The organism is Micromonospora sp. DT81.3 (genome assembly GCF_049847225.1).
In the GTDB taxonomy this organism is placed as follows: Bacteria; Actinomycetota; Actinomycetes; order Actinomycetales; family Microbacteriaceae; genus Microbacterium.
In genome coordinates, this window is record NZ_JBNCNY010000006.1 from 288,070 (window position 1) to 314,515 (window position 26,446).

Annotated in this window: 23 protein-coding genes; 6 read left to right on the top strand and 17 right to left on the bottom strand. The window is 70.0% G+C overall.

Annotation, left to right across the window (positions count from 1 at the left end; translation table 11 throughout):
- Positions 1-17: 17 nt before the first annotated feature.
- The 4 genes from ACPW96_RS15545 to gabT form a co-directional block, all read right to left on the bottom strand.
- Positions 18-1,571 (bottom strand): APC family permease, encoded by a 1,554-nt coding sequence (locus ACPW96_RS15545; RefSeq protein WP_425884142.1) that lies wholly within the window; start codon positions 1,569-1,571, stop codon positions 18-20.
- Entirely contained in the window at positions 1,568-2,452 is an 885-nt protein-coding gene (locus ACPW96_RS15550; RefSeq protein WP_425820652.1) for a universal stress protein, read from the bottom strand. The genes ACPW96_RS15545 and ACPW96_RS15550 overlap by 4 nt, the downstream gene beginning before the upstream one ends.
- The gene (locus ACPW96_RS15555) at positions 2,449-3,825 is read right to left on the bottom strand and encodes a flavin monoamine oxidase family protein (RefSeq protein ID WP_425884143.1); all 1,377 of its coding nucleotides are present in this window, start codon (positions 3,823-3,825) and stop codon (positions 2,449-2,451) included. Before ACPW96_RS15555 ends, ACPW96_RS15550 begins: the two co-directional genes overlap by 4 nt.
- Positions 3,826-3,923: 98 nt before the next feature.
- Positions 3,924-5,285 carry a 4-aminobutyrate--2-oxoglutarate transaminase gene (gabT, locus tag ACPW96_RS15560; RefSeq protein ID WP_425820650.1) on the bottom strand — a complete coding sequence of 454 codons (1,362 nt, stop codon included), beginning with the start codon at positions 5,283-5,285 and terminating at the stop codon, positions 3,924-3,926.
- A gap of 94 nt (positions 5,286-5,379) precedes the next feature.
- Between gabT and ACPW96_RS15565 the strand changes: the two genes are divergently transcribed.
- Complete coding sequence (locus tag ACPW96_RS15565) at positions 5,380-6,915, top strand: PucR family transcriptional regulator (protein WP_425884144.1); 1,536 nt, start codon at positions 5,380-5,382, stop codon at positions 6,913-6,915.
- 238 nt (positions 6,916-7,153) lie between these two features.
- On the opposite strand, the gene ACPW96_RS15570 is transcribed toward ACPW96_RS15565, so the two are convergent.
- Positions 7,154-8,734: a helix-turn-helix domain-containing protein gene (locus ACPW96_RS15570; RefSeq protein WP_425884146.1), complete on the bottom strand. Its 1,581-nt coding sequence runs from the start codon at positions 8,732-8,734 to the stop codon at positions 7,154-7,156.
- Between the two features lie 148 nt (positions 8,735-8,882).
- Between ACPW96_RS15570 and aceA the strand changes: the two genes are divergently transcribed.
- From aceA to ACPW96_RS15590, 4 genes are all read left to right on the top strand, one after another.
- The gene (aceA, locus tag ACPW96_RS15575) at positions 8,883-10,199 is read left to right on the top strand and encodes an isocitrate lyase (RefSeq protein ID WP_425884148.1); all 1,317 of its coding nucleotides are present in this window, start codon (positions 8,883-8,885) and stop codon (positions 10,197-10,199) included.
- Between the two features lie 108 nt (positions 10,200-10,307).
- Positions 10,308-12,212: a malate synthase A gene (aceB, locus tag ACPW96_RS15580; protein ID WP_425884150.1), complete on the top strand. Its 1,905-nt coding sequence runs from the start codon at positions 10,308-10,310 to the stop codon at positions 12,210-12,212.
- Positions 12,213-12,347: 135 nt separating this feature from the next.
- The gene (locus tag ACPW96_RS15585; RefSeq protein WP_425884151.1) at positions 12,348-13,808 is read left to right on the top strand and encodes a dihydrolipoyl dehydrogenase family protein; all 1,461 of its coding nucleotides are present in this window, start codon (positions 12,348-12,350) and stop codon (positions 13,806-13,808) included.
- Positions 13,809-13,856: 48 nt separating this feature from the next.
- A complete protein-coding gene (locus tag ACPW96_RS15590) occupies positions 13,857-15,056 on the top strand; it encodes a pyridoxal phosphate-dependent aminotransferase (protein WP_425884153.1) in 1,200 nt (399 codons plus the stop codon).
- Between the two features lie 136 nt (positions 15,057-15,192).
- Here the strand turns inward: ACPW96_RS15590 and ACPW96_RS15595 are convergent, their stop codons facing one another.
- The 9 genes from ACPW96_RS15595 to ACPW96_RS15635 all read right to left on the bottom strand — a co-directional run bounded on the left by ACPW96_RS15595 (position 15,193) and on the right by ACPW96_RS15635 (position 22,222).
- The gene (locus tag ACPW96_RS15595; RefSeq protein WP_425884155.1) at positions 15,193-15,762 is read right to left on the bottom strand and encodes a PepSY domain-containing protein; all 570 of its coding nucleotides are present in this window, start codon (positions 15,760-15,762) and stop codon (positions 15,193-15,195) included.
- Between the two features lie 79 nt (positions 15,763-15,841).
- Positions 15,842-17,194: a sensor histidine kinase gene (locus tag ACPW96_RS15600; RefSeq protein ID WP_425884157.1), complete on the bottom strand. Its 1,353-nt coding sequence runs from the start codon at positions 17,192-17,194 to the stop codon at positions 15,842-15,844.
- Positions 17,187-17,864, bottom strand: coding sequence for a response regulator transcription factor (locus ACPW96_RS15605; RefSeq protein ID WP_425884159.1), 678 nt, complete (start codon positions 17,862-17,864; stop codon positions 17,187-17,189). The genes ACPW96_RS15600 and ACPW96_RS15605 overlap by 8 nt, the downstream gene beginning before the upstream one ends.
- 54 nt (positions 17,865-17,918) lie before the next feature.
- The gene (locus tag ACPW96_RS15610; RefSeq protein WP_425884161.1) at positions 17,919-19,061 is read right to left on the bottom strand and encodes a UDP-N-acetylmuramate dehydrogenase; all 1,143 of its coding nucleotides are present in this window, start codon (positions 19,059-19,061) and stop codon (positions 17,919-17,921) included.
- Positions 19,062-19,068: 7 nt separating this feature from the next.
- A complete protein-coding gene (locus ACPW96_RS15615; protein ID WP_425884163.1) occupies positions 19,069-19,476 on the bottom strand; it encodes a MaoC/PaaZ C-terminal domain-containing protein in 408 nt (135 codons plus the stop codon).
- Complete coding sequence (locus ACPW96_RS15620) at positions 19,473-19,922, bottom strand: FAS1-like dehydratase domain-containing protein (RefSeq protein ID WP_425884165.1); 450 nt, start codon at positions 19,920-19,922, stop codon at positions 19,473-19,475. The genes ACPW96_RS15615 and ACPW96_RS15620 overlap by 4 nt, the downstream gene beginning before the upstream one ends.
- A gap of 9 nt (positions 19,923-19,931) precedes the next feature.
- Entirely contained in the window at positions 19,932-20,756 is an 825-nt protein-coding gene (locus ACPW96_RS15625; protein ID WP_425884167.1) for a sulfite exporter TauE/SafE family protein, read from the bottom strand.
- A 4-nt stretch (positions 20,757-20,760) separates the two neighbouring features.
- On the bottom strand, positions 20,761-21,474 hold the full coding sequence (locus tag ACPW96_RS15630) for a DUF2510 domain-containing protein (protein WP_425884169.1): 714 nt from the start codon (positions 21,472-21,474) through the stop codon (positions 20,761-20,763).
- Between the two features lie 34 nt (positions 21,475-21,508).
- Entirely contained in the window at positions 21,509-22,222 is a 714-nt protein-coding gene (locus ACPW96_RS15635; RefSeq protein WP_425884171.1) for a M23 family metallopeptidase, read from the bottom strand.
- A gap of 105 nt (positions 22,223-22,327) precedes the next feature.
- Here ACPW96_RS15635 and ACPW96_RS15640 point away from each other — a divergent pair, with 105 nt between their 5' ends.
- Positions 22,328-22,744: a CBS domain-containing protein gene (locus ACPW96_RS15640; protein WP_425820635.1), complete on the top strand. Its 417-nt coding sequence runs from the start codon at positions 22,328-22,330 to the stop codon at positions 22,742-22,744.
- A 12-nt stretch (positions 22,745-22,756) separates the two neighbouring features.
- On the opposite strand, the gene ACPW96_RS15645 is transcribed toward ACPW96_RS15640, so the two are convergent.
- From ACPW96_RS15645 to ACPW96_RS15655, 3 genes are all read right to left on the bottom strand, one after another.
- Positions 22,757-23,530, bottom strand: coding sequence for an alpha/beta fold hydrolase (locus ACPW96_RS15645; RefSeq protein ID WP_425884173.1), 774 nt, complete (start codon positions 23,528-23,530; stop codon positions 22,757-22,759).
- A gap of 534 nt (positions 23,531-24,064) precedes the next feature.
- Complete coding sequence (locus ACPW96_RS15650; RefSeq protein WP_425884175.1) at positions 24,065-25,084, bottom strand: zinc-dependent alcohol dehydrogenase family protein; 1,020 nt, start codon at positions 25,082-25,084, stop codon at positions 24,065-24,067.
- A gap of 11 nt (positions 25,085-25,095) precedes the next feature.
- Positions 25,096-26,349 carry a multidrug effflux MFS transporter gene (locus ACPW96_RS15655; protein WP_425884177.1) on the bottom strand — a complete coding sequence of 418 codons (1,254 nt, stop codon included), beginning with the start codon at positions 26,347-26,349 and terminating at the stop codon, positions 25,096-25,098.
- Positions 26,350-26,446: the final 97 nt, after the last annotated feature.

Here is a 26,446-nt window from a genome sequence, read left to right on the forward strand (position 1 = left end):
AAGTTCTCCTTCGTGAGTCAGCGGCGCCGACGCCGCAGGCTGGCCGGCGCATCCATCGACAGTGTCTCACCGCGGAAGAACGCCGGGCGCCGGATGGCCTGGATGATCATGATGACGACACCGAGCAGGATGACGGTGACGCCGAGGATGAAGACGAGCCCGACGCCCGCGATGTTCGAGCCGCTGCCGTAGTCCGGCGCGGTGCTGTCGATCAGCGTCGTCACGAACAGGACGGCGAGGATGACGCCTCCCACCAGCGGCGCGAGCAGCGTGAAGAAGAACATCCGCGCGGAGTCGAGCCACTGCTTGCGGAAGTACCACACGCACGCGAAGGCGGTGATGCCGTAGTAGAAGCAGATCATCATTCCGAGCGCGGTGATGGTGTCCCACAGCACGTCTTCGCTGATGAAGCGCATGACCGCGTAGAAGGCCGATGCGACGACGGCGCAGACGACCGTGGCGTAGCCGGGGGTGAAGAACCGAGGGCTCACGGAGGCGAACTTGGCGGGCAGGGCGCCGTAGTGGCCCATCGCCAGCAGCGTCCGCGCCGGGCCGACGATCGTCGCCTGCAGCGACGACGCGGAGCTGGTGAGCACCGCGAGGGAGACCAGCGCGGCGATCGGACCGAGGATCGGTGCCGCCAGTGCGAAGAAGACGTTGCCCTGGATGTCCTCGTTGCCGAGACCGAACTCGCCCGTCCCGACTCCGGAGAACGCGAGGAGGGCGACGGCGATCAGCAGGTAGAGCGCCACGATGATCACGATCGTGATCGTCGCGGCGCGTCCGGGCGTGCGCTCGGGGTCCTTCGTCTCCTCGTTCATCGTGAGGGTGACATCCCATCCCCAGAAGATGAAGATCGACAGCGACAGGCCCGCGGCGAGCGAGCTGAAATCGGCCACCGCGAACGGGTTGAACCACGACAGCTCGATGGGCTGCGCGTCGAACGCAGTGCCCTGGGCGATGTGCCAGAAGGCGGCACCGGCGAACAGCACCAGAACGACCACCTGGAATCCGACGAGGAAGTACTGAAGCTTCTGCGTCGTCTGCATGTCGCGGTAGGCGATCAGCGTCGCGCCCAGCATGAACAGCAGACACACGATCACGTTGATGAACGGGTTGAAGGCGAGGTCCGCGATATCGGGGTTGCCGGAGATCTGTGCGATCAGCAGGAACAGGAACTCCACAGCGATGCCTGCGAGGTTCGACAGCACGAGGATCGTGGCGGCGACGAGACCCCAGCCGGCCATCCAGCCCACCCAGGGGCCGAAGGCGCGCGCCGCCCACGTGAACGAGGTGCCGCTGTCCGGCATCGAGCGGTTCAGCTCCCGATAGCCGAGCGCCACCAGCAGCATCGGGACGAATCCGACCAGGATGATCGCTGGCACCTGGAACCCGACGGCCGAGACGGTGGGGCCCAGGGCCGCCGTCAGCGTATAGGCGGGCGCGATGCTCGCGATGCCGATGACGACGGCGCCGATCAGGCCGACGGAGCCGGCGCTCAGCCCCTTCTTCGACAGTCCGCCGTCGAGGGGATCCCCCGTGGCGGTGGGGGGCTGTTGTGTGGTGCTCATCGTTGAGCTCCTTCCTGCGCTCGGGTGCGCGGTACGACGATCATGGGGACGGGCAGTTCGCGCAGCATCTTCGCCGCGGTGGAGCCCAAGAAGAGACGACGTCGCTGCGCCAGCCGGCTCGATCCGACGAGGACCAACTCGCCCGGCTGCCAGTCGAGGTGGGCGACGGCGTCTTCGATCGACTCGCCACGGGCCACGGATGCCTCGGCGGAGGAGCCGTCGGGAAGGGCGGCCCTGGCCTCGGCCAGCACGCCGTCGGCATGCGCGGCGCCGGCGATGCGGATGACACCGGTGTCGACGCTGGCCGGCAGGTCGACCGTGACGAGAGAGACCAGACGCAGGTCGGCATCCGCCGCGGCGGCGAGGGCGACGCTCTCATCCAGCAGAACCTCGGCCCCCGGACGGGTGCCGACCATCGCCGTCACGCGCGTGACCGGGCCGTCGACCTCGCGCACACCGGCCGGCGCGAGCACGACCGGCACGTCGGAGGAGTGCAGCAGTTCGTTCGCCACGGAGCCGAGCGCGTACCGCCCTCGGCGGCTCCCACCGGCCGCGCCGACCACGATGAGCGATGCGCCGAACTCGGCGGCCGCCGCGACCAGCCCTTCGGCGAACGACTCGCCGAACCGCACATGCACGTGGTGCGCCACGCCCTGCGGGACCTTCGCAGCTCCCGCCGCGAGCCAGCCTTCCGCGCGGCTCCGCAGGAAGGTCTCGTAGCCGGCATCAGGCGGGACGGCCGCGTTGCGCCCTTCCTCCGGTAGCACGAGCACGATGTCGAGCCCCGCGCCGGTGGCACGGGCGAGCCGTGCGCCCAGCGCGACCGCGTCGTCGCCGGACTCGGTGGCGGTGTAGCCGACGACGTACCGCGGAGCGGTCATGCCCTGGCCTCCTCGATGATGTGCCGGGCGGTCTCGCGTCCCATGCGGATGGCGCCGTCGACGTGCTGGTACCCCGCGCCGGCGATGTCGCTGCAGGCGAAGTGGATCGGACCGACCGGGGTGCGCAGGTGCGCGCCGTAGCGATGCAGCCCGCCGAGGTCGAAGCTCGCGGCATAGGCGCCGCGGGTCCACTCCTCACTCCCCCAGTCGCTCTCGTAGTAGACCACCGGGTGCTTCGCCTGTTCACCGTAGAAGTGCGACAGCGACTCGAGGATGCGCTCCTTGCGCTCTTGGGGCGAGAGGGTGAACACGGCATCCGCGTTCTGATCGGAGACGAATCCCACGAGCGTGCCACGGGGGTCGCCGTGGTTGGTGTTGTCGTAGGCCTCGTGTGCGATCTCGTACGGGCTGAAGGCCGTGCCCGACAGGCCCGCCTCGCGCCAGAACGGCGTCTCGTACACTGCGTGCACCTTGATCACGAATCCCATCGAGATGTGCTGGTGCAGCTGGTGCTGCAGGCGTGGGAGCGGCGGCACGAACGACACGCGGTCGTAGAGCACGGGCGCGAGGGCCAGGATCGCGAAGCGTGCGCGCACCGTCATCCCGTCCGCGATGGCGGTCACCCCGGTCCCCGAGCCGGTCGAAGGGTCGTCCCACTCGAGAGTGCGCACGGGCTGGCCGAGGAAGACGTCGTCGCCGAGGCGCTCCGCGAGCAGCAGCGGAACCTGCTGCAGCCCGCCCACGACCCGCTCGTCGAGGATGAAGTCGGCATCGACGAGGTGGGAGAAGCTGCCGGCGCTGGCAGCCATCAGCAGGGCCTGCAGGGCCGAGAACGCGTGGGCGGGCTTGGTCAGCATCGCGCCGGCGATGAAGAGGGCGATGTTCTCGCGCGCCTCCTCGTCGTCGGTCTGCTGCGCCAGCCACCCCTCGAACGAGATCCTGTCGAGCGCCTCGGCGTCGGGGTGCTCCCATGGACGGTCGGGGTCCATCTGCGCGACCATGGCGTCGAGCTTGTCGATCAGCTCGACCATCACCTTCTCTGTGGCGGGCGGGACGGGGAAGATGTCGCCGGTGAAGCGGGTGAGCTGCCCCGCCCTATTGATGTACACGCTCTCGCCCTCTCGGTAGCGACTGTACGTCTCGAGGCCGAGCTCGGCGAGGGTCTCCTTGAGCGCCTCCTGGTCGGGCGAGACCCATTGGCCACCGATCTCGAGCATGGCGCCGTCGATGTCGTCGGTCCAGAGCCTCCCGCCGACCCGGTCACGGGCTTCGAGCACCGCGACGGAGAGCCCGGCGCGCCTCAGCTCGTTGGCGGCGGTGAGGCCGGCGGCGCCGGCCCCCACGATGACGACATCACGGGTGATCTCGCTCATTCGGACTCCTTCGTCAGGGTGGATGCCTCGCGTCTCGGACGGGAGGGGCGCGGCGCTGGGCCTCGGATAGGGGGATGCGGCTCGGCTGCGGTGCGCGCTCAGGCCGCTGCGAGCGCGGCCGCGACGACGTCGAGGCCCTCGGCGAGCAGATGGTCCGGGATGGCCAGCGGGGGCAGGAAACGGATGACGTTGCCGTACGTGCCGCACGTGAGCACGATGACCCCCTCCGCGATGGCGGCCTTCGCGATCCTGCCCGTGAGGGCGGCGTCCGGCTCGCCCGTCGCCGGGTCGACGAACTCGGCGGCGACCATGGCGCCGCGGCCTCGGACGTCGCCGATGCGGGGGTCGGCTTCCTGGAGGGCGTTCAGCCGCTCGGTGAGGAGCGCCCCGACGTCTCTGGCGCGCTCCACCAGGCCGTCCTGCTCGAACGCCTCGATGGTGGCCACCGCGGCGGCGCACGCGATCGGGTTGCCGCCGTAGGTGCCGCCGAGGCCGCCCGCGTGCGAGGCATCCATCATCTCGGCACGTCCCGTGACGGCGGCGAGCGGCAGACCGCCGGCGATGCCCTTGGCCGTGGTGATCAGGTCGGGCACGATGCCCTCGTGCTCGCTCGCGAACATGGCCCCGGTGCGCCCGAATCCGGTCTGCACCTCGTCGGCGATGAACACCACGCCGTTGGCCCGGCACCAGTCCACGATCGCCGGGAGGAAGCCCTCCGCGGGGACGATGAAGCCGCCTTCACCCGGGATGGGCTCGATGATCACCGCGGCGAGGTTGTCGGCGCCGATCTGCTTCTCGATGAGCGAGATCGAGCGCTTCGCCGCCTCTGGGCCGCTCAGGCCGTCACGGTAGGGGTAGGACAGCGGAACCCGGTAGATCTCCGGAGCGAAGGGACCGAAGCCGCTCTTGTAGGGCATGCTCTTCGCGGTCAGGGCCATCGTCAGGTTGGTGCGGCCGTGGTAGCCGTGGTCGAACGCGACGACGGCCTGCCTGCCGGTGAACTTGCGGGCGATCTTGACGGCGTTCTCGACCGCCTCGGCGCCCGAGTTGAACAGCGCGCTCTTCTTCTCGTGATCGCCGGGCGTCACCCGGTTGAGGGCCTCGGCCACGGCCACATACGGCTCGTACGGCGAGATCATGAAGCACGTGTGGGTGAACTGGGCCACCTGGGCCTGCACGGCCGCGACGACGCGGGGGTGGGCATTGCCCACCGTCGTGACGGCGATGCCGGAGCCGAGGTCGATGAGCGAGTTGCCGTCGGCGTCGACGATCACTCCCCCTCCGGCCGCGACCGCGGCGATGGGAACCGAATGACCGACGCCCGCGGCCACCGCGGCGGCCTTTCGCGCGAGGAGCTCCTGCGAACGAGGGCCCGGCAACTCGGTGACGAGGCGGCGCTCCTGCGGGAGCGACGGCCCGCCGAGGGGAACGGCTTCGAGGGCGGCGTCAATGATGCTCATGGAGGTGAGCGTAGGCGGCGGCGTGTGGCGACGCACTCGCCGGGATGTACATTGTGGAGGTTGATGTTCGACAGCGTGTACAGGAGGCAGGGAATTGGCAGAGCCGCCCGAGTCCGCGACACTGCGGGCGCTGCTGCTGCGTGCGGACCTCGCACTGCGGCTCCAGGGCGAGCTCTCCGCACTCGAGAACGTGCCGGTGCGGTGGGTGCACAGCTCGGATCTCGTGGACCCGACACCGTTCCTGTCCGAGGGCCTGCTCCTCCTCACGACGGGCACCCAGTTCGTGCCGGACGCCGCGCAGCCGGACGCGGACTCGCGGGAGTCGTACGACGCGTACGTGCGTCGCCTGCGCGCGCGGGGCGTCGCGGGGCTCGGGTTCGGCACGGAAGTGGTGCGCGACGGCATCCCTCCCCTGCTGGTGGACGCCTGCGCGGCGCACGGCATCCCGCTGTTCGAGGTGCCGTACCGGACGCCGTTCATCGCGGTGGCGCGGGCCAACGCGGAGGCCATCGCCGCGGAGGCGTATGCGCGCCGAAGCTGGGCGCTCGCGGCGCAGAGGGCCATTTCGCTCGCGGCGCTCCGGCCGGACGGGCTGGGTGCCAGCCTCGCGGAACTCGCCCGCCAGCTGGGAACCTGGGTCGGCCTGTACGACACCGCGGGCTCGCTCGCCCGCAGCTTTCCGGAGGGGCAGCTCGAGGAGGACCTCGGCCCCGAACTGGCGCGGGAGGCGGTGGCGGTGCTGCGCGGCGGTGCGCGGGCCGCGTCATCCACGCGCATCCGCGGCCGCGCCTTCACCCTGCAGACGCTCGGGCGCGGCGGACACCTGCGGGGGGTGATGGCGATCGCTTCGGAGGGACTGGACCAGGCAGCCCGCGGCGTGGTGACATCGGTGATCGCCATGGCGGGTCTCGCGCTCGAGCAGACGCACGACCTCGCCCGCGCCAGGGGGATGCTGCGAGCCGGGCTCGTGCAGTCACTGCTGTCGGATGATCCTCGGCTCGCACGTCGCGTGGCGCGGGAGTTGTGGGGCGGGCTGCCGGCCGCGCCCATCGTCGTCGGGCTGGTGACGGATGTCGGGCGTAACAGCGACGCCATCGCGGCATTCCTCGACCTTCGGGCGGGCGAACGACAGGCTCGCGTCTTCTTCGGCCGCGGCGACGAGGGGCTGGTGATCTGTGTCGAGGCCGACGACGTCGCGCTGATCGAGGAGCTCGCGGCCGCCTTCGGGCTCGCGGTCGGTGTCTCGGAACCGGCGGGCTACGACGCCTTCGCCCGCGCGTACCGGGAGGCGCGGCTGGCCTCGGCGGAGGGGCCGGGAGTCACGCGGTTCGGCGCGCTCGCGCGCCGGGGAGTCCTCGCCGCCGCACAGGACGGGGCCGCGCGCGAGGTGGCGCGCGCGACACTGGCGCCGCTGGAACAGCACGATGCGGCGCACGGCACCTCTCTCGCGGAGAGCGCCCGCGTCTGGCTCGAGCACGACGCGAACGGGGATGCCGCCGCCAAGGCCCTGGGCATCCATCGCCACACGCTGCGCGCGCGCATCTCGCTGATCGAGCGGCTGCTGCACCGGGACCTGCGCGGCTTCGCCGCCCGCGCCGATCTCTGGGCGGCGCTCCAGCTGTCCCGGTGACTTGCGGACGACCGGGTTTGGGGCGCGAGGAGAACGGGTTTGGGGCGCATCCCCTCCCTTGGGGCGCGAGCAGCGCGCCCCAAGGGAGGTGATGCGCCCCGAACCCGAGGAGAACGCCTGCGCGGTGCTCGGCGCGCGGAGAACGGGTTGGGGCGCGTCTCCTCCGCTGGGGCGCGAGCAGCGCGCCCCAAGGAAGGGATCACCCCCCGAACCCGAGGAGAACGCCGGCCGTTGCTTCCTACTGCGGCGCGTGCGCCTGGAGGAACTCGTAGACATCGGTCGAGTCGACCCCGGGGAACGAACCCGTCGGCAGCGTCGCCAGCAGGGTGCGGGGGGTCCGGACGTTCGGCCACGCGTTCTCGCGCCAGCTCGCCTCGAGGTCGGCGGGGGCGCGCCGGCAGCAGACCTCGACGGCGTGCCGCGACACCCCGCGGTTGGTCGAGTCCCGCCCGAGGAACCACTTCGTGTCGTCGAAGCGCACGCCGACACTCACCGAGTGCGCCCCCTCGCTCGATGCCTCGACCCGCGCGGTGCACCAGTACGTGCCGTTGCCCGTGTCGGTGTACTGGTAATAGGGGTTGAACTTGTCGTCGACGTCGAACACGACGCGGCTGGTCCACTTGCGGCAGCACATCTGCCCCTCGATGGAGCCCAGCCGATCGGTCGGGAAGTTGACGTCGTCGTTCTCGTACGCCTTGGTGATGGTGCCGGACTCGTGCACCTTGAGGAAGTGCACCGGGATGCCGAGATGCTCCGTTGCGAGGTTCGTGAACCGATGCGCGGCCGTCTCGTACGACACCGAGTAGGCGTCTCGCAGATCCTCGATGGAGATGGCGCGCTGGGCCTTGGCGTCCTGCAGGAACGGCACCGCGTGCTCCTCGGGGATCAGAAGCGCGCCGGTGAGGTAGTTCGTCTCCACCCGCTGCCGCAGGAACTGCGCATACGACGTCGGCTCGACATGCCCGAGAATGCGGCTGGAGAGCGCCTGCAGCACCGCCGTGCGCGGGTCGCCTTTCGCCGTGAGCCGGCTGGAGAGATAGAGCCGGCCGTTCTTCAGGTCGGCGACGCTGCGGGTGGTCTGCGGCAGATCGGGCACGTAATGCAGGGTGAACCCCAGATGGGCGGCGATATCGGATGCCGTGCGCTGAGTGAGCGGACCACCAGGGTGGTCGACGGCATCCAGGATGCGGCGGGCGTGCCCCTCGAGCTCGGCGAAGTAGTTGTCCTGCCGGCGCATCAGGTGTCGCAGCTCGACATTGGCGCGGCGGGCCTCCTCGGGGGTAGCGGCCCGCTCGTCGCGCAACCGCTCGATCTCGCCCTGCAGCGCCAGCATCGCCTGGAGCGCCTCGGTGGGCACCCCCTTGCCGATGCGGAAGGGCTGGATCCCGAGGGCCTGGAACGTCTGCCCCTTCATCGAGCGCTCGAGGGCGATCTCGAGCGAGGAGCGCTCGTCGAGCGGCTCGGACTCGAGCAGCGCGTCGAGGCTGCATCCGAGCGTGCGCGCGATCGCCTGCAGGAGGGTGAGCTTCGGCTCGCGCTTCCCGTTCTCGATCATGGAGAGCTGGCTCGGTGCCCGGTCGACGGCGGCGGCGAGCTCCTCGAGCGTGAGCCCGCGCTGCGTTCGGAGCTGACGGATGCGGCGGCCGATGGTGAGCACGTCCGTCTCCGGCTCGAGGTCCGTCGTCGCCGACGCCGCCGGGGGGCCCTTCGTCTCGCTGCGCTCGCTCAGGGACCGAGGGGTGCCCGTCGCGAAGGCTCCGGTCGCTGAGCGAGCCGAAGGCGAGACGAAGAGTCCCGATCCGGGATCCGAAGCAATCATGACCAGATTCTGTCACTGGAGCAGAAGTTTCGCGAATCTTCTCGCGATGAATGGACGTGGTGGCGCCGCTACTTCTCCCAGAGTGGAAGCACGCCATCCGGTCCCTGTCACCGAGACGACCGGCATCCACAACGAAGAGGAAACGGACATGACTCTGCACTCCACCCCCAGCCGCCCGCCGCTGCGAGCGGGCGACCAGACCCAGACCGCCGCCGAGCTGCAGGAGACCTGGGACACCGACCCCCGCTGGGACGGCGTCGAGCGAACGTTCACGGCGGAGGACGTCATCCGCCTCCGTGGCTCGGTCCGCGAGGAGAGCACCCTGGCGCAGCGCGGTGCCGAGAACCTGTGGAACCTCCTGCACACCGAGGACTACATCCGGGCCCTCGGCGCCTACACCGGCGGACAGGCCGTCCAGCAGGTGCGGGCCGGCCTCAAGGCGATCTACCTCAGCGGCTGGCAGGTCGCCGCCGATGGCAACCTCGCCGGTCAGACCTACCCCGATCAGAGCCTCTACCCCGCCAACTCGGTGCCCGCCGTCGTCCGCCGCATCAACAACGCGCTGATCCGCCAGGACCAGATCGAGCACGCAGAGGGTGAGCTCACCCGGGACTGGCTGGCGCCGATCGTGGCGGATGCCGAGGCCGGCTTCGGCGGGCCGCTGAACGCGTACGAGCTCGCCCAGTCGCTGATCTCCTCGGGCGCCGCCGGCATCCACTGGGAAGACCAGCTGGCGAGCGAGAAGAAGTGCGGCCACCTCGGCGGCAAGGTGCTGGTGCCCACCCAGCAGCACATCCGCACGCTCAACGCGGCGCGGCTGGCGGCGGATGTCTCCGGCGTGCCGACGGTGATCATCGCCCGCACCGACGCCCTGGCGGCAGACCTGCTGACGAGCGACGTCGACGAGCGGGACCGGGCGTTCACGACCGGCGAGCGCACGAGCGAGGGCTTCTACCGGGTGCGCCCGGGCCTTGACGCCGTGATCAGCCGCGGCCTGGCCTTCGCCCCGTATGCCGACCTGCTCTGGGTGGAGACCGGCGAACCCGACATCGAGCTGGCGCGGGACTTCGCCACCGCGATCCACGCGCGGTACCCCGGCAAGCTGCTGGCGTACAACTGCTCGCCGTCGTTCAACTGGAAGCGCCACCTCGACGACTCCCAGATCGCGACGTTCCAGCAGGAGCTGGCAGACCTGGGCTACAAGTTCCAGTTCATCACCCTGGCCGGCTTCCACGCCCTCAACTACTCGATGTTCGACCTCGCCCGGGGCTACGCCGACCGCGCCATGAGCGCGTACGTCGAGCTCCAGGAGGCCGAGTTCGCCGCCGAGGCCCGCGGCTACACCGCGACCAAGCACCAGCGAGAAGCCGGAACCGGTTACTTCGACTTCGTCTCATCCGCGCTCAACCCCGACAGCGCGACCCTGGCCCTGGTGGGATCCACCGAGGCGCAGCAGTTCCACTAATTCACCACCACCCGGGTTTGGGGCGCATCCCCTCCGTTGGGGCGCGAGCAACGCGCCCCAGCGGAGGGATACCGCCCCAAACCCGCACACACCGCAGGAGAAGACACCATGACCATCACCGACACCGGCTCCCCGCCGAGCACGACAACCCTGCCGACCACGACCGGCTCCATCCGCACCCACACGCCGACGATCGAGATCGCCGGACCGATCCGTGACCGCTACGACGAGATCCTGACCCCCGAGGCGCTCGCCTTCCTCACCGAGCTGCACCAGCGGTTCGGCGGGCGCCGGCACGACCGGCTCGCCGACCGGATGCGCCGCCGCTTCGAGATCGGCAACGGCCACGACCCGCGGTTCCGCGACGACACAGCGCACATCCGCGACGACGCCGAGTGGCGCGTCGCCGGCGCGGGCCCGGGCCTCGAGGACCGCCGCGTCGAGATCACCGGCCCGACCGACCCCAAGATGACGATCAACGCATTGAACTCCGGGGCGCGGGTCTGGCTCGCCGACCAAGAGGATGCGACCTCCCCCACCTGGAAGAACGTCATCGAGGGGCAGCTGTCCCTGCGCGACGCGATCCGCGGCGAGCTGTCGTTCACCAGCCCGGAAGGAAAGACGTACGAGGTCACCGCCGAGCGCACGCCGACGATCGTGATGCGCCCGCGCGGCTGGCACCTGCCGGAGCAGCACCTGCGTTTCACCGACCGATCGGGGCGCCGGCTGGCGGCATCCGGCTCGCTCGTCGATTTCGGCCTCTACTTCTTCCACAACGCGCAGAAGCTGATCGACACGGGCCGCGGGCCGTACTTCTACCTCGCGAAGCTGGAGAGCTCCGAGGAGGCGAAGCTCTGGGACGACGTCTTCACGTTCAGTGAGCGGTACATCGGCATCCCGCATGGCACCATCCGTGCGACCGTGCTGATCGAGACGCTGCCCGCCGCGTTCGAGATGGAGGAGATCCTCTTCGAGCTGCGCGACCACTGCGCCGGGCTCAACGCGGGCCGCTGGGACTACATCTTCTCGATCATCAAGAACTACCGCGGGCGCGGAGCGCGGTTCGTGATGCCCGACCGCAGCGAGGTCACGATGACCGTGCCCTTCATGCGGGCCTACACTGAGCTGCTCGTGAAGACGTGCCACAAGCGGGGCGCCTTCGCGATCGGCGGGATGAGCGCCTTCATCCCGAACCGCCGCAACCCCGAGGTGACTCAGCGCGCGATCGAGAAGGTGTCGGCCGACAAGCGGCGGGAGGCCGGCGACGGCTTCGACGGCACCTGGGTCGCGCACCCGGACCTCATCCCGACCGCTATGGCGGAGTTCGACGCCGTGCTCGGCGACCGCCCCAACCAGCTGGATCGCCGGCGCGACGACGTGCAGGTCACGGCCGCCCAGCTGCTCGATGTGCACATCGGGCGACCGGTGACCGATCAGGGCGTGCACGACAACGTGTCGGTGGCCATCCGCTACATCGAGGCGTGGCTGCGCGGTCTCGGCGCCGTCGCGATCGACAACCTGATGGAGGATGCCGCGACCGCGGAGATCTCCCGCAGCCAGGTCTGGCAGTGGATCCACCAGGACCACAGCACGGCCGAGGGCACCCGCATCACGCGGGAGTACGTCGAGGAGCTGATCGATCAGGTGCTCACCGAGATCGGTCGCCGCGACCCCTCGACAGGCTCGGGGACCGACTCGACAGGCTCGGGGACCGATTCGACAGGCTCGGGGACCGATGCGACAGGCTCGGGGACCGATGCGACACGCTCGGGGACCGATGCGACAGGCTCGGGGACCGATGCGACAGGCTCGGGGACCGATTCGACAGGCTCGGGGACCGACTCGACAGGCTCGGGGACCGACTCGACAGGCTCGGGGACCGATGCGACAGGCCCGGGGACCGACCGGTTCGAGGACGCCGCAGAGGTGTTCCGGGATGTCGCGCTCCGCGACGAATTCCCCGCGTTCCTGACGCTCGGCGCCTACAGCCGATTCCTCGTCGAGACCGGGTAACGGCGACGTCTGCGAATCGGAAGAGCAGCCGGGAAGAGGGGGCGGTGCCGCGGTGGATGCCGCGGCATCCGCCCCCTTCGGCTTGCACCGGTGCGGCGATGTCAGACTGGGGCGAGGCACGAGGAAGAGGACCGCATGACCACGATCTCCGCCCCCGGCACGGCACACGATGCCGCCGGCCCGGCGTCCCCTGATCACTACGACGTCGCCGTCATCGGAGCGGGGCCCGCCGGCACCGCCGCAGCGATCCGTGCGGCCGAGCTCGGCGCACGTGTCGTGGTGCTCGAATCCTCCGACCGCCTCGGCGGCACGTGCGTGAACACCGGCTGCGTTCCCACGAGGGTCTTCGCCAAGACGGCGCGGCTCATGCGCGACGTCCGGGCGGCCTCGGCGTACGGCATCACCACGCACCCTGAGCCGATCGACTGGGCGGCGACGGTCGCCCGTGTGCACGAGCGCGTCGACGCGGTTCGAGGGATCAAGGCCGAGGCGGCACGGTTCGACGACGCCGGGATCACTCTGGTGCAGGAGGGGCGCGCGCGGTTCGAGGACCCGCACACCCTCCTGCTCGACTCCGGGCGCCGGCTGACGGCATCCACGATTCTCGTCTGCGTCGGCGGGCACTCGCGGCTGCTGCCGATCCCGGGCGCCGAACTCGCCACCGTTCCGGAGCACGTGCTCGGTCTGCCCGCGCTGCCCCGCCGCGTTGCGATCATCGGCGCCGGCAACACCGGCGTGCAGCTGGCGACCGTGTTCAGCTCGTTCGGCTCAGAGGTCGCGCTGCTCGATCTGGCGCCCCGCATCCTCATGCCCTCCGACGCGGATGTCGCGGCCGCCGTGACCGAGTCCTTCGAAGCGCAGGGAATCGTCGTCCACACCGGGATCGAAGGGGTCTCATCGCTCGCGCCCGCCGACGACGGCCGGATCGTCCTGACGTGGACCGCCGAGGGGGACGAGCGGAACGACGTCTTCGACGCCGTCGTCATGGCGACCGGATGGCCCGCGGATGTCGAAGATCTGGGTCTCGAGAACGCCGGGGTCGAGGTGGACCGCTCCTCGATCCCCGTCGACCGGTACTTCCGCTCCAGCGTGTCGCACATCTTCGCCGTCGGCGACGCCAACGGTCGGGACATGCTCGTGCAGGCAGCGCAGTTCGAGGGCGAGGCGGCCGCCGAGAACGCCGTGCTCGACGCCAACCGCCGCACCCCTCACCACCTGCTGCCGGCCGGCGGGTTCACCGATCCCGACTACGCAGGGGTGGGGCTGACCGAGGCGCAGGCCCGCGAGCGCGATCCGCGCTGCATCGTGGCGACCGCCTCCTACCGAGAGCTCGAGCGCGCCGTCATCGACGATCGAGGGGTCGGGTTCTTGAAGCTCATCGCCGACAACCGCCGTGAGCTCATCCTCGGCGCACATGCCGTCGGCGAGAACGCCGTGGAGGTCATCCAGTCCGTCACGACCGCCATGGCGGCGGGCATCGATGTCGCGACGCTCGCCGGCGTGAAGTTCGCCTACCCGACGTACAGCGCGATCATCGGCAGCGCCGCCCGCGCGCTCCTCCGCGCCGGTGCGACCGGATCCCCAGGGCGGGAGTGAACAGAGAGTGGATGCCGCGGCATCCGTCCCCCGACTACGCTCGATCGCGTGACTGAACGCGCTCCTCTCTCTCGAAAGCTCTCCGCGATCGCCGAATCGGCGACTCTCAAGGTCGACGCCAAGGCCAAGGCACTGCAGGCGGCCGGTCGGCCCGTGATCTCGTATGCGGCGGGCGAGCCCGACTTCGCGACGCCACAGTTCATCGTGGATGCCGCGGCAGTGGCGCTGCGCGATCCCGCGAACTACCGGTACACGCCCGCCGTGGGGCTGCCGGTGCTGCGCGAGGCGATCGTCGCCAAGACGCTGCGCGACTCCGGCCTCGAGGTCGACGCCTCGCAGGTCATCGTCACCAACGGCGGCAAGCAGGCGGTCTACCAGGCGTTCCAGGCGGTGCTGAACCCGGGCGACGAGGTGCTGCTGCCGGCACCGTTCTGGACCACCTATCCCGAGGCGATCGCGCTCGCGGACGGTGTGCCCGTCGAGGTGTTCGCCGGCGCCGACCAGAACTACAAGGTCACCGTCGATCAGCTGGAAGCCGCCCGCACCGACCGTACGACCGCTCTCGTCTTCGTGTCGCCGTCGAATCCGACGGGCTCCGTCTACACCGCCGACGAGACCCGCGCCATCGGCGAGTGGGCGCTCGGGCACGGCATCTGGGTAATCTCCGACGAGATCTACCAGAACCTCGTCTACGAGGGAGTGTCGGCGATCTCGATCGTCGAGGCCGTGCCGGAGCTCGCCGACCAGACGATCCTCGTCAACGGCGTCGCGAAGACCTACGCCATGACCGGGTGGCGGTTGGGCTGGATGGTCGGGCCGAAGGACGCGATCAAGGTGGCCGCGAATCTTCAGTCCCACCTCTCCAGCAACGTCAACAACATCGCGCAGCGTGCGGCGCTCGCCGCCCTGACGGGTCCCCAGGCCGAGGCGGAGCAGTTCCGCCAGGCGTTCGACCGCCGCCGCCGGCTCATCGTCGGCGAGCTGGCGAAGATCCAGGGCGTCACGGTCCCCAATCCGCTCGGCGCGTTCTACGTGTACCCGGACGTGCAGGGGCTGCTCGGCCGCGAGTGGCGGGGCAAGACGCCGACGACGTCGCTCGAGCTGGCCGACCTGATCCTCGAAGAGGCCGAGGTCGCGGTGGTGCCGGGCGAGGCGTTCGGCCCCAGCGGCTACTTGCGGCTGTCGTACGCCCTGGGCGATGACGCGCTCCTCGAGGGAGTGCGCCGGATGCAGGAGCTCTTCGCATAGCCCGGCGATCGCGGGTGCGCCGGATGCCGGGGCTCTCCCCGTAACTCGACAATCGGCCGGGCGGCCGAGAATCGGCGCGACGCACCGATCCTCGGCCGCGGGACCGATTCTCGGCACGAGGCGGCGGCGGGCTCGGTCAGTCGGCCTTCGTGACGGCGAAGCCCGCGTCGAGCTCGACGTCGACGTCCTTGCCGTCGGTGAGGGTGACCTCGACCTCCCACGCGTGGTCGGCGTCGTCGCTGCGCTCGACCTCCGTCACGGTCCCCTCGCCCGTGTGGGCCAGTGCGGCCTTCGAGGCACGGTCCGCATCGGCCGGCTCGACCGGCTGGCCGTCGTTGTCGTCCGCCTCGTCGTCCGATGAGCCCGTGTCGTCGGAAGCGTCCGTCGCGTCCTCAGGTGAGACATCAAGCACGTTAAGCGACTCGTCGAGCTTCACCTCGACCCGTCCTCCGGCATCGAGCACGACGTCGATCTCGTAGGCGTGGCCTGTGTCGTCGTCGCGATCGGCGTCGACGACCGTCCCCGGCCCCACCTCGTCGAGGGCTGCGGCGATCGCCGCGTCCATCTCCTCCGACGTGATCTCTGCCGACTCGCGGGCGTCGTCGTCGGTCAGGTCGTCCGTGACCGCGAATGCGACCGCCGTGCCCCCGGCGACGAGTGCCAGGCCGGCGGCGGCGGATGTGATCCAGATGGTGCGTGTGCGCATGGTTTCCTCCTCTTTCGCATCCAGCCTGTCGCGCCGACCCTGAAGCCAACCTGAAGCGGCCGAAAGTCGGAGAGCCCGATCAGAGCGGGAGGCGCGCCTCGAACCGGGCGCCGCCGAGCGGGCTCTCGACCACGCGGACGGCGCCGCCATGGCCGCGCAGTATCTCCCGCACGATCGCGAGTCCCAGCCCGCTGCCTCCGGCGTCCCTCGTGCGGGCCTCGTCCAGCCGCACGAAGCGCTCGAATACCCGGTCGCGGCTCTCGGGTGCGATGCCTGCGCCGTCGTCGTCGAGAGCGAAGAAGGCGGATGCCCCGTCCTGCCACGACGCGAAGGCCACCCGCCCGCGGGCGTGGCGGGCGGCGTTGTCGGCGAGGTTGCGCACCACCTGGCGAAGCAGACTCGCGTCGCCGCGCACGCGCACGGGCACGATGGCGCTCACTTCCACGTCGACGCCGCCCAGTTCCCGCAGCCGCCGCGCTTCTGCGAAGAGCAGGTCGTCGAGGTCGACATCCGCGACGGTCAGCGCGAGGGCGCCCTCATCCGCCCGCGTCAGCACGAGCATGCCCTGCACCAGCCGCTCGAGCCGCGCGCCCTCGTCGAGCACCACCTCGCTCAGCTCCACGGCATCGACGCGATCGGGGTGCGCGTGCGCCACCTCCGCGTACTGACGCACGGTCGCCAACGGCGAGCGCAGCTCGTGCGAGGCGTCGGAGATGAATCGCCGCTGCGCCGCCTGGGCGTCTTCCAGACGAGCGAGCATGCCGTTCATCGTGCGCGCCAGCCGTCCCAGCTCGTCCGACGTGCCCGGGTCCTCGACGCGGCGGTGCAGATCCGTCGAGGTCACCGCCTCGACCTCTCGCCGCATGCGCTCCACCGGCGCGAGCGCCCGTCCGACCGCGAGCCAGGTCGTGCCGGCGACGATGGCGGCGATGAGGGGCACGGCGACGGCGAGCAGCAGCCCTACGGTCGCAAGGGTGTCGTCCGCGGATTCCGTGCTGCGTCCGGCGACGACGATCACGTCGCCTCCCTCACGCTCCGCCGCGGTCACGAAGGGCGGATCGCCGTCCTCCAGCACGACGAGGCCTTGGGTGCCGCCCTCCCGGTCCGCGAGCGCATCGACGCCCTCTGCGGCCTCGCTGGCTGCGATCACCGACCCGCTGTCGCGGTCGATCAGCTGCCAGAACCGATCGTCGTCCAGGTCCGGGAGGGCCTCTCGGCCCGATTGATCCACCTGTTCCGCGAAGGCCGCCGCATCCTGCTCGGCCGAGGACGCCAGCTCTCCGTAGAGCGCGGTGCGCAGGGTCAACCAGAAGGCGACCGCCCCCACGAGCAGCGCGACGGCGACGACCGATGCGGCGGCCGCCGTGATCCGCATCCGGATGCCGGCGCGCCGTCGCGCCGCGCCCCGTGGAATGCCCGGGAGCTCAGTCATCGTGGGCGCCGAGCCGGTATCCCGCTCCGCGGAGCGTTTCGATGCTCGCGCGACCGAACGGCCGGTCGATCTTCGCCCGGAGATGGGCGATGTAGACCTCGACGATGTTCGAATCCCCCTCGAAGGCGAAGTCCCAGACGCCGTCGAGGATCTGGGCCTTCGACACCACCTCCCCGCCCCGGCGCATCAGGAACTCCAGCACCGCGAACTCCCGCGCCGTCAGGTCGATGGGTGCTCCGCCCCGCACGACGGACCTGGATGCAGGGTCGAGGGCGAGGTCTCCCACGGTGAGCACGGTGGGGCGGGCGGATGCCCCACGGCGGATGAGCGCCCGCACGCGGGCCACGAGCACGGCGAACGAGAAGGGCTTCGTCAGGTAGTCGTCGGCCCCGGTGTCGAGTCCCTCGACCTGGTCCCATTCGCCGTCCTTGGCGGTGAGCATCAACACCGGTGTCCAATTCCGCTCGTTCCGCAGGGTGCGGCAGACGACGTAACCGTTCATTCCCGGCAGCATGATGTCGAGCAGGATGGCGGCATACTCCTGCTCGCGAGCGAACCAGAGCCCGTCCGGCCCCGTGTGCGCGACGTCGACCGCGAACCCCTCGGCCTCCAGCCCTCTCTTGAGGCCTTCCGCGAGGCGCGGCTCGTCGTCGACCACAAGCAGGCGCATGTGCCTATCGTGGCCGATGAACGCTGAAGCGCCGCTGAAGCGGAGCGATCCGCGTCAGAGTTCGACGCCCACGAGCACGGGCTCCGGCTGCAGCACGAGCCCGAACTCGGACTGCACGCGACCCTGGATGAAGCGCGCGAGCTCGGCGAGTTCGGCCGCCGTCCCCTGGCCGCGGTTCGTCAGCGCGAGCGCATGCTTCGTCGACAGCGCCGCCCGCGAGCGCGGCAGCTTGAAGCCCTTGCGCAGCCCGGAGTGCTCGATGAGCCAGGCGGCGCTCACTTTCACGTCGCTGACGACCGAGGGCGGCGGGGCGACCACGCCGTCGTATGCGGCCAGCGGAATGATCGTCACGGGATCCACGTCGGGTGCGAGCGGCCATCGCGGGCACTCGTCCGGCAGCGTGCGGGCGAAGGATGCGGACACCACCGCATTCTGGAAGAACGAGCCGGCGCTGTACGTGTCGGGATCCGCGTCATCGAGCACCATGCCCTTCGAGCGCCGCACCGCGAGCACGTGCTCCCGGATCCACTCCAGAGACACCGGGTGACCGGCCTTGAGCCCCAGCGCAGCTCGAAGCTGCGCGCCCACCACTTCCCGCTTCTCATGGCCGACCTCGGCCACCTCGAACGTCACGGTGAGGATGACCGCGCGTCGAAGTGGCGCCGAGCCGTAGTGGTGCTTGAAGACGGAGGTGCGGAATCCGAGCCCGAGTTCTGAGGCGGGAACGGTCGAGACCTCACCCGACGACTCGTCGAGCAGGTCGACCTCGACGAGGGTCTGGGAGATCTCCTGGCCATAGGCGCCGATGTTCTGCACCGGCGCGGCGCCCACGGTCCCCGGTATGCCCGACATCGCCTCCAGCCCGGCGAGTCCCGTCGAGACGGCGTACGCGCAGAGCTCGTCCCAGTTGTGCCCCGCCTGCACGCGCAGGCGCACGTACCCCGGTCGGGGCGACGGCAGCCGCTCAATACCGGTCGTGCGTACGCGCACGACCGTCCCCTCGAAGGGCTCGTCGCCGACGAACAGGTTCGAACCGCCGCCCAGGACGAGCCACTCGTCGCCCGACGCCCAGGTCTCGCGCAGAGCGGCCACCAGTTCATCGGTCGTCGCAGCGTCGATCAGTGCGGTCGGCGCTCCGCCGGTTCGAAGGGTGGTGAGGGTGGACAGCGGGACGGGCGTCACATCGGGCATCGGCATCCGGGCCCTACTCGAACCGCACGCGCACCTGCGCCTTGCCGAGGACGGTGGTTCCGTTGTGCGTGACGGCCAGATCGATGCGCGCCGTGCGGGCTTCGGCGTCGACCTCCGCGGCCTTGGCGACCACCGTCACATCGGCGCCGCTCTCGGCATCCACCACCACCGGGCGGGTGAACCGCACACCGTACTCGGTCACGGTGCCGGAGGAGCCCAGCCACGCATCGAGTGTCGACACGGCGACGCCCATCGTCAGCATCCCGTGCGCCAGCACGCCGGGCAGCCCGACGGCCCGTGCGATGTCGTCGCGGTAATGGATGGCGTTGAAGTCACCGGACGCCCCTGCGTAGCGTACGAGCGACTCGCGGGTCAGGTGCACGGTGCGCTCTGCGACGATATCGCCGACGGCGGGGATCACGAATCGCCTCCGCCGACGACGAGAACCGACGTCGTGGTCACGACGTGCTCGCCCGCCGCATCGCGCACCTCGGCGTCACTGGTCACCATCGTGTTGCCTCCGAGGGCTCGTACCCCGCTGACGGTCAGGGTGGCGGTCAGCTCGTCGCCGGCTACGATGGGCCGCGAGTAGCGGAAGCGCTGCTCGGCGTGCAGCACGTGCTCGAGAACGATCCCGGAGTCGGGTTCGCCGAGCAGCTGGGCCAGAGTCTGCTCCTGCACGACGATGGCGAATGTCGGCGGGGCCACCACGTCGGCGAAGCCGCGCGCCCGAGCCGCCCCGGGGTCGAAGTGCCGCGGATCTTCGGCGAAGACGGAACGCGCGAATTCGCGCACCTTCTCGCGACCGACCAGATAGGGGGATGTCGGGGCGAAGACTCGGCCGACGAGCTCGGGGTTCACTGGCACCCGGCCATCCTACCGATCCTCCTTGGGGCGCCTCCTCGCCTCGCGCTGCGCGCGAATGGCGCGAAGTGCCATCTGCACCGCGATGAAGGTCAGGAAGGCGGCGAACAGGATGTTGCCGAGGAGCGGATCGATGATGGTCGCGATCCACGCGCCGAGGGCGGTGGTGGTGCACGCGGCGACGCCGATCAGGGCCGCCGCTCGCAGGTCGGTGTTGCGCCGGCGGATGTTGCCGATCGTGCCGCTCACCGCGGTCGGGATCATCATGAGCAGCGACGTGCCCTTGGCGATGAGATCGCTCGCGCCGAAGACCAGCACGAGCACGGGAACAACGATGATGCCGCCGCCGACGCCCAGCAGCCCCGCAAGCATCCCCGTGATGACGCCCAGCACGACGAGGCCTATTCCTACGAGCCACGACAGTTCCAGCACGGCGTCTCGAGACGGGATGACGACGAACAGGCTCACGATCACCACCGCCAGGAACCCGACGAACGCCCACCGAAGGGCCACCTGCGACACCCTGGGCAGCAGCCACGTGCCGATCTGAGCGCCGACGACGGCCCCGGCGGCGAGCAGCAGCGCGGGAATCCATGCGACGGAGTCCGTCAGCGCGTACGAGATGACGCCGACGGTGGCCGTTGGGACGATCGCCGCAAGGGATGTGCCGGCCGCCCGCCGTTGGTCGAAGCCCAACAGGAGAACGAGCAGTGGGACGATGACCGTACCGCCACCCACTCCGAAGAGCCCGGACAGGAGGCCGGCGGCCAGCCCCACGCCGATGCAGGTCAGGATGAATCGCGGCGGTCTGCCCGCGCGCGGAGGGGCCTCGCTCATGCGATCACTCCTCGAGGTAGGAGGCGCTGTCGATGAGCCACTCCCCGTCGGATTCGACCAGGGTGTAGTCGACCGTCGAGAGGGCGTCGTAGCCCGGGACAGGATTGTCGTCCTCGTCGAGATAACTGGTGTAGGTCTCGTCGGTCCGCACCGTGATGACTCCCGATTCGCTGGTCACGTCGACCACCTCGAGCTCGTAGGCGTCCGTCGCCTCCTGGAACCCCGCGGAGGCCTCCTCGAACGTCGCGCAGTCCTCGAGCGACGTCTCGGCGCGCAGATTCTCGGTCGTCGTCGCCTCGAAACCGTCGCAATCGCCGGACTGCCAGGCGTCGTCGTAGGCCTCTACGACTTCGACCGCCTCCAGCTCGTCGCCGGCGTACCCGCCGGTCGCCATCGTCTTCACGAGCACCGGGACGAAGATCACCGCGAGGAGGACGAGCAGCAGGAAGGAACCGCCCAGGATGACGGGGATCAGCCAACCGCGTTTCGCCGGGGCGACCGGGGGAAGAGCGGCGGCCGTGCCGCTGAACGGTGCAGAGGTCGTCGCGACCGCCGCGGGCTGGCTGTTCGGTCCGGGTTGGTTGGGCGCCGCGGGCTGAGCGACCGCCGCGGGCTGGGCGACCGCCGCGGCCTGGGTGTGCTCCGTCCACTGCGCGCCGTCCCACCAGCGTGCGGCACCGTGGCCGTCGTCGTACCAGCCGGCAGGTGTCGATGTCATCGTGCCTCGTCCGCGGGAAGTCGAGGCCCCGCCCTCACACCCTATCCGCGCCGCCTACGCCATCCCCGGCGAAGCGCAGGCGCTCGTGTCGGCCCGGGATGCCATTCGTCACGGCCGACCAGGCGCCGTCGCGCTGCACCTCGTACGAGCGGAACGCACAGGGCACCCCCTGGGCGACGAGCGGATCCGCCGCATCCATCAGCTGGAAATGCAGATGCGGACTGGTCGAGTTGCCGGTGTGGCCGACCGCGCCGAGCACGTCTCCGGAGCGCACCGACTGACCGACGGCGACGGTGAGGGTGCCGGGTGCGAGATGCACGAGACCCGCGAAAAGGCCGCCCGAGCGCAGAACCACATGATTGCCGAGGATCGACATCAGCCGGGACGGTGCGAACGTCGCCCCGTGAACGACCTGCCGCACGACCTCCCGCACAGGATGGATCCACTGCCGCTCGGGCATCCCGTCGAGGGCGGCCACCACCTCTCCGGCGAACGGCGCGTGGATCGGCGCTCCCCACGCGTAGCAGTCGCGGGTGCGCACTCCCAAAAGCGCGCCGCCGAGACCGCTGCCGGGAAAGAAGTACTCGCCCGGGCGCTCGTCGACTATGAGGAAGTCGTACGCATAACGCTGACCCAGCGCGTCCACGCCGTGGCTCGGGATGCGCGCTGCCGGTGTGGTGACGGCGAGCCAGCCCTCCCCCCGCAAGGGGAAGTCCACCACCACCGGCGAATCCAGCTCATTCGGCATCGAACCTCGACTCCACACCCGCCGAAGTCCATCCGTCAACCCCCGGGCGCGTTCGCCGCGCCGAAACTACAGTCACGGCATCCATCTAGAGAGAGGACCAGTCCCATGACTGTTGCACGCGACATCATGAGCACCGACCCCCGGTGCGTCCGTGAGGACGAGACACTCGTCGACGCCGCCCGACTCATGCGCGAGCTGGATGTCGGCGCACTGCCCATCTGCGGCAACGACGAACGGCTGAAGGGGATGATCACCGACCGCGACATCGTGGTCAAATGCATCGCAGACGGTGGCGACCCGTCGTCGGTGACCGCCGGAAGCCTTGCCGAAGGCAAGCCCGTCACGATCGGCGCGGATGACGACATCCGTGAGGCGCTGCGCGTGATGCAGGACTACCAGGTGCGCCGGCTGCCGGTCATCGACGGGCACGACCTCGTCGGCATCATCAGCCAGGCCGACATCGCACGCTCGCTCTCGGCGACCGAGACGGGCGAGACCGTGGCGGAGATCTCCGAAGACTGAGACCGGCGACAGCTAGACGGTCGTCACGAGCGCGGTGATGGCCGACGCGACAGCGCGCGGAGCCGTGTACTGCACGACGTGGTGGTGCCCCGGCACCAGAACGAGGGATCCCCTCGGCGCGCTGTCGCGCACCCGCCGGCACCACTCGGTCCCCGCGATGGGGTCCTTGCCACCGCGCATGACGAGCAGCGGCACCGCGAGATCGCCGACCTTGTCCTCCAGCCGGTACGCCAGCATGTGACGCAGCTGCGTGGAATACCAGACCGGCCCTGACCGCAGATAGTCGGTGAAGATGATCGCATTCGCGATCGGCGGTTCGCCCAACGTGTCGATGCCGAGCGCCGCGGACTGCGCGAGGACGGATCGATGCCGGTCGTCGGTGACAGGACCGATGACGACGACGGATGACGCGAGGTCGGGGCGCTGAAGGGCCAACTCGACCACCCACTGGGTGCCCATCGAATGACCGATCAGCACGGCATCCTTCACGCCGATCGCGTCGAGCGCCTCACCCAGTGCGCCCGCCATCTCTTCGATCGTCAGATCGCGCTTCGGTTTCGGCAGCCCGCCGAATCCGGGAAGGTCGACGGAGTAGACGTCGGCTTCGGCTGCCAGCGTGTCGTGCAGAGGCGACGAGTACCGGTGAGAGACGCCGATGCCGTGCACGATCACGTACGGCACCGCGGACGCGTTCTCCGGACGAGTGGACGCGAACACCCGGAAGAGCAGATCGCGGATCGGCACGTCCAGCGACGCGGGACTGAGCCCCTTGCGCACACCACTCACCCCGTTCTCCCCATCCCGCTACCGTAGCCGCTGCCCCGCACCGACGCCGAAGTGCACCCCACCCACGTCTCTCGCCGAACTCGCAGGCTTTTTGTCCCCCTTTTGGTGGACACGATGCCGGAAGTGGCTTTAGGGTGAGGAGTACCCGAGATCTTCGTGCCGGCAGTGGGGACTGCGGCGAAGGCATCCGAGACTCGGGCGATTGCTGGGGTCATCAGACCTGCACCTGAGCTCTTTCGCCGACTCCGCCCGATGGGGAGCCGGCGAAAGAGGCTCGGTGGTCATCTCGGGAGCCAAGGACCCTCTCGAGACTCCCTTTGGGGACAGATCTTCTCGAGAGGGCCCAGGGGCAGATCGAGTCGGTTGACGTTGGGGACCGTCACCCACAGTCGCTGGGGACAACTCTCGACCTGAGGTCTTGACCCGAACCCCCACCCCCATGCTGACGCACATCACCGCCGCTGTCTAATCTCTGGCGCGAGTCCTCGTCGCAACTTGCGGGCCGGGGTCGCCGCGGCCGCCCGTATTCCGGGGTCACACGGTGAGCAGCACCTTGGTCGCGCGGCGCTCGTCCATCGCCCTGTAGCCCTCCGCGGCATCCTCCAGCGGCAGGGTGAGGTCGAACACGACGCCGGGGTTGATCTTGCGATCCCAGATGAGCCGGATCAGCTCCGGCAGGAATCGGCGCACCGGCGCGGGGCCGCCGTGCAGGTGCACCCCCGAGAAGAACAGTTCGAGCCCGTCCAGCGACACGTCGTGCGAGACGCCGACGTAGCCGACATGCCCGCCCGCGCGCGTGGCGCGGATCGCCTGCATCATCGACTCCTGGGTGCCGACGGCCTCGATCACGCTGTGCGCGCCGAGCCCGTTCGTCAGCTCCCTGATCTTCGCCACGCCGGCGTCGCCGCGCTCTTCGACGATGTCGGTCGCGCCGAGTTCTCGAGCCAGGGCCTGCCGGTCAGCGTGGCGGGACATGGCGATGATGCGCGCCGCGCCCAGCTCGCGCGCCGCGAGGACGCCGAGCAGGCCGACGGCGCCGTCGCCGACCACCGCGACGGTCTTCCCCGGCCCGGCCTCGGCGGCGACGGCGGCGAACCAGCCGGTGCCCAGGACGTCGGATGCCGCGAGCAGCGACGGGATCAGATCCGGGTCCGGCTGACCCGGAGTGGCGACCAGGGTGCCGTCGGCCAGCGGGATGCGGGCGAACTCGGACTGGGTGCCGAGCGCGCCGACGGGCTGCGCGTGCACGCAGCGGGACTGGTAGCCGGCCTGGCAGATCTCGCAGGTGTTGTCGGATGCGAAGAACGACCCGACCACGAAGTCCCCCACATCCACGTTCTTCACGTCCGCCCCGATCTCGGTGACGACGCCGACGTATTCGTGACCCATCGCGATGTGGTCGGCCGGTTCGGCGCCACGATACGGCCAGAGGTCGGACCCGCAGATGCAGGACGCCGAGAGGCGAATGATGGCGTCGGTCGGTTCGACGATCACCGGGTCCTCGCGGTCCTCGACCCGGACGTCGCCGGGCGCGTACATGATGACTCCACGCATGGTGGGGCTCCTTACTCGATGAGAGTGGCGGGAAGGGGATGCGTCGCCGACGGCGCCGCGGACGGCGTCGCTCGGCGAACCAGGAAGAGGAAGCTTGCACCCGCGAGCAGCACCGCTGCGGTCGTGACCACCCCGAGGGGCAGGATGCTCAGAGCGCCGGCGATGCCGACGAGCGGTGCCGCGACGCCACCGAACCCGAAGCGCACCATGCCCAGCAGGGACGAAGCGGTTCCCGCCATCTGCGGGTATCCGAGAAGGGCGAGGGTCGTGGCGGGCGGCGAAGTGATGGCGACGCCGCTGGCGAGCAGGAAGAGCGACAGGATCACCACCCACAGCGGCATGGACGTGACGCCGGAGGCGAGTAGCCCGAGAGCCCCCAGCCCCGCCGTCACGATGCCGACGGTGAGCGTGCCGGAGACGCTCCACGCCTCGGCCGAGCGGCCGGAGAGGTAGCCGAAGGTCATGAATCCGGCGGAGTTCAGGCCGAAAGCGAGGGCGTACCCGAGCGGGGACAGGCCGTAGATGTCCTGCAGTACGAACGTGGAGCCCGCCAGGTAGGCGAAGAGCGCGGCGTAGAGGAAGCCCTGATTGAGGACCGCGCCGAGGAACACCCGATCCGCCAGCAGCGTGCGGAAGTCGTGGATCGTCCGCGCGAAGCCGCCCCGAATGCGCTGTTCGATGGGGAGCGTCTCCCGGAACGCCAGCAGGGTGACGAGCAGGATGCCGGCACCGACGGCAGCCAGGAGAGCAAACAATCCCCGCCAGTCGGTGACCGTGTTCAGCATGCCGCCGAGCAGCGGTCCGACGATCGCCGCGAACCCGCCCACCACGGTGAGTCGCCCGTAGAACCGGATGAGGTCGCCACCGGCATAGATGTCACGGCCCGCGGCCTGGGCGATCACGATGCCGACGCCACCGGCGAGCCCCTGCACGAAGCGTGCCGCGATGAGCAATTCGACGGTCGGGCTGATCGCGCAGAGCGCGGACGTGGCGATGTACGCGGCGATGCCCCCGAGCAGAATGCCGCGGCGTCCGAACCGGTCGGACAGGGGTCCTGCGATCAACTGGCCGGCGGCCAGTCCGATCAGGCACGCGGTGACCGTCAGCTGCGCGACGGAGGTCGCGGCATCCAACTCGTCCGTCAGAGCGGGCAGCGCCGGCAGGTAGAGGTCCATGGAGATCGGACCAAACACCGTCAGCAGCAGCAACAGGGCCGGCAGCAGGCGGCTGAACGCCGGCCGGGGCGGAGCGATCTGATCGGGCATACTCCTCAGCCTCGTCGCTCGACCAGATCGGCGGGAGTCTCTGGTGAGGGGTGTACTGCAAGGGCACCCCTCGAGCGCGCGAGTGCGCTTAGCGTTG

What these genes read in the sequence shown, in the direction of transcription:
- aceB (WP_425884150.1), top strand. Translation starts at nt 10,308, where the DNA reads ATGACCATCACCGACACCGGCTCCCCGCCGAGCACGACAACCCTGCCG.
- ACPW96_RS15550 (WP_425820652.1), bottom strand. Translation starts at nt 2,452, where the DNA reads ATGACCGCTCCGCGGTACGTCGTCGGCTACACCGCCACCGAGTCCGGC.
- ACPW96_RS15595 (WP_425884155.1), bottom strand. Translation starts at nt 15,762, where the DNA reads ATGCGCACACGCACCATCTGGATCACATCCGCCGCCGCCGGCCTGGCA.
- ACPW96_RS15640 (WP_425820635.1), top strand. Translation starts at nt 22,328, where the DNA reads ATGACTGTTGCACGCGACATCATGAGCACCGACCCCCGGTGCGTCCGT.
- ACPW96_RS15600 (WP_425884157.1), bottom strand. Translation starts at nt 17,194, where the DNA reads ATGACTGAGCTCCCGGGCATTCCACGGGGCGCGGCGCGACGGCGCGCC.
- ACPW96_RS15605 (WP_425884159.1), bottom strand. Translation starts at nt 17,864, where the DNA reads ATGCGCCTGCTTGTGGTCGACGACGAGCCGCGCCTCGCGGAAGGCCTC.
- ACPW96_RS15585 (WP_425884151.1), top strand. Translation starts at nt 12,348, where the DNA reads ATGACCACGATCTCCGCCCCCGGCACGGCACACGATGCCGCCGGCCCG.
- ACPW96_RS15570 (WP_425884146.1), bottom strand. Translation starts at nt 8,734, where the DNA reads ATGATTGCTTCGGATCCCGGATCGGGACTCTTCGTCTCGCCTTCGGCT.
- ACPW96_RS15635 (WP_425884171.1), bottom strand. Translation starts at nt 22,222, where the DNA reads ATGCCGAATGAGCTGGATTCGCCGGTGGTGGTGGACTTCCCCTTGCGG.
- ACPW96_RS15630 (WP_425884169.1), bottom strand. Translation starts at nt 21,474, where the DNA reads ATGACATCGACACCTGCCGGCTGGTACGACGACGGCCACGGTGCCGCA.
- ACPW96_RS15555 (WP_425884143.1), bottom strand. Translation starts at nt 3,825, where the DNA reads ATGAGCGAGATCACCCGTGATGTCGTCATCGTGGGGGCCGGCGCCGCC.
- aceA (WP_425884148.1), top strand. Translation starts at nt 8,883, where the DNA reads ATGACTCTGCACTCCACCCCCAGCCGCCCGCCGCTGCGAGCGGGCGAC.
- ACPW96_RS15610 (WP_425884161.1), bottom strand. Translation starts at nt 19,061, where the DNA reads ATGCCGATGCCCGATGTGACGCCCGTCCCGCTGTCCACCCTCACCACC.
- gabT (WP_425820650.1), bottom strand. Translation starts at nt 5,285, where the DNA reads ATGAGCATCATTGACGCCGCCCTCGAAGCCGTTCCCCTCGGCGGGCCG.
- ACPW96_RS15650 (WP_425884175.1), bottom strand. Translation starts at nt 25,084, where the DNA reads ATGCGTGGAGTCATCATGTACGCGCCCGGCGACGTCCGGGTCGAGGAC.
- ACPW96_RS15625 (WP_425884167.1), bottom strand. Translation starts at nt 20,756, where the DNA reads ATGAGCGAGGCCCCTCCGCGCGCGGGCAGACCGCCGCGATTCATCCTG.
- ACPW96_RS15655 (WP_425884177.1), bottom strand. Translation starts at nt 26,349, where the DNA reads ATGCCCGATCAGATCGCTCCGCCCCGGCCGGCGTTCAGCCGCCTGCTG.
- ACPW96_RS15545 (WP_425884142.1), bottom strand. Translation starts at nt 1,571, where the DNA reads ATGAGCACCACACAACAGCCCCCCACCGCCACGGGGGATCCCCTCGAC.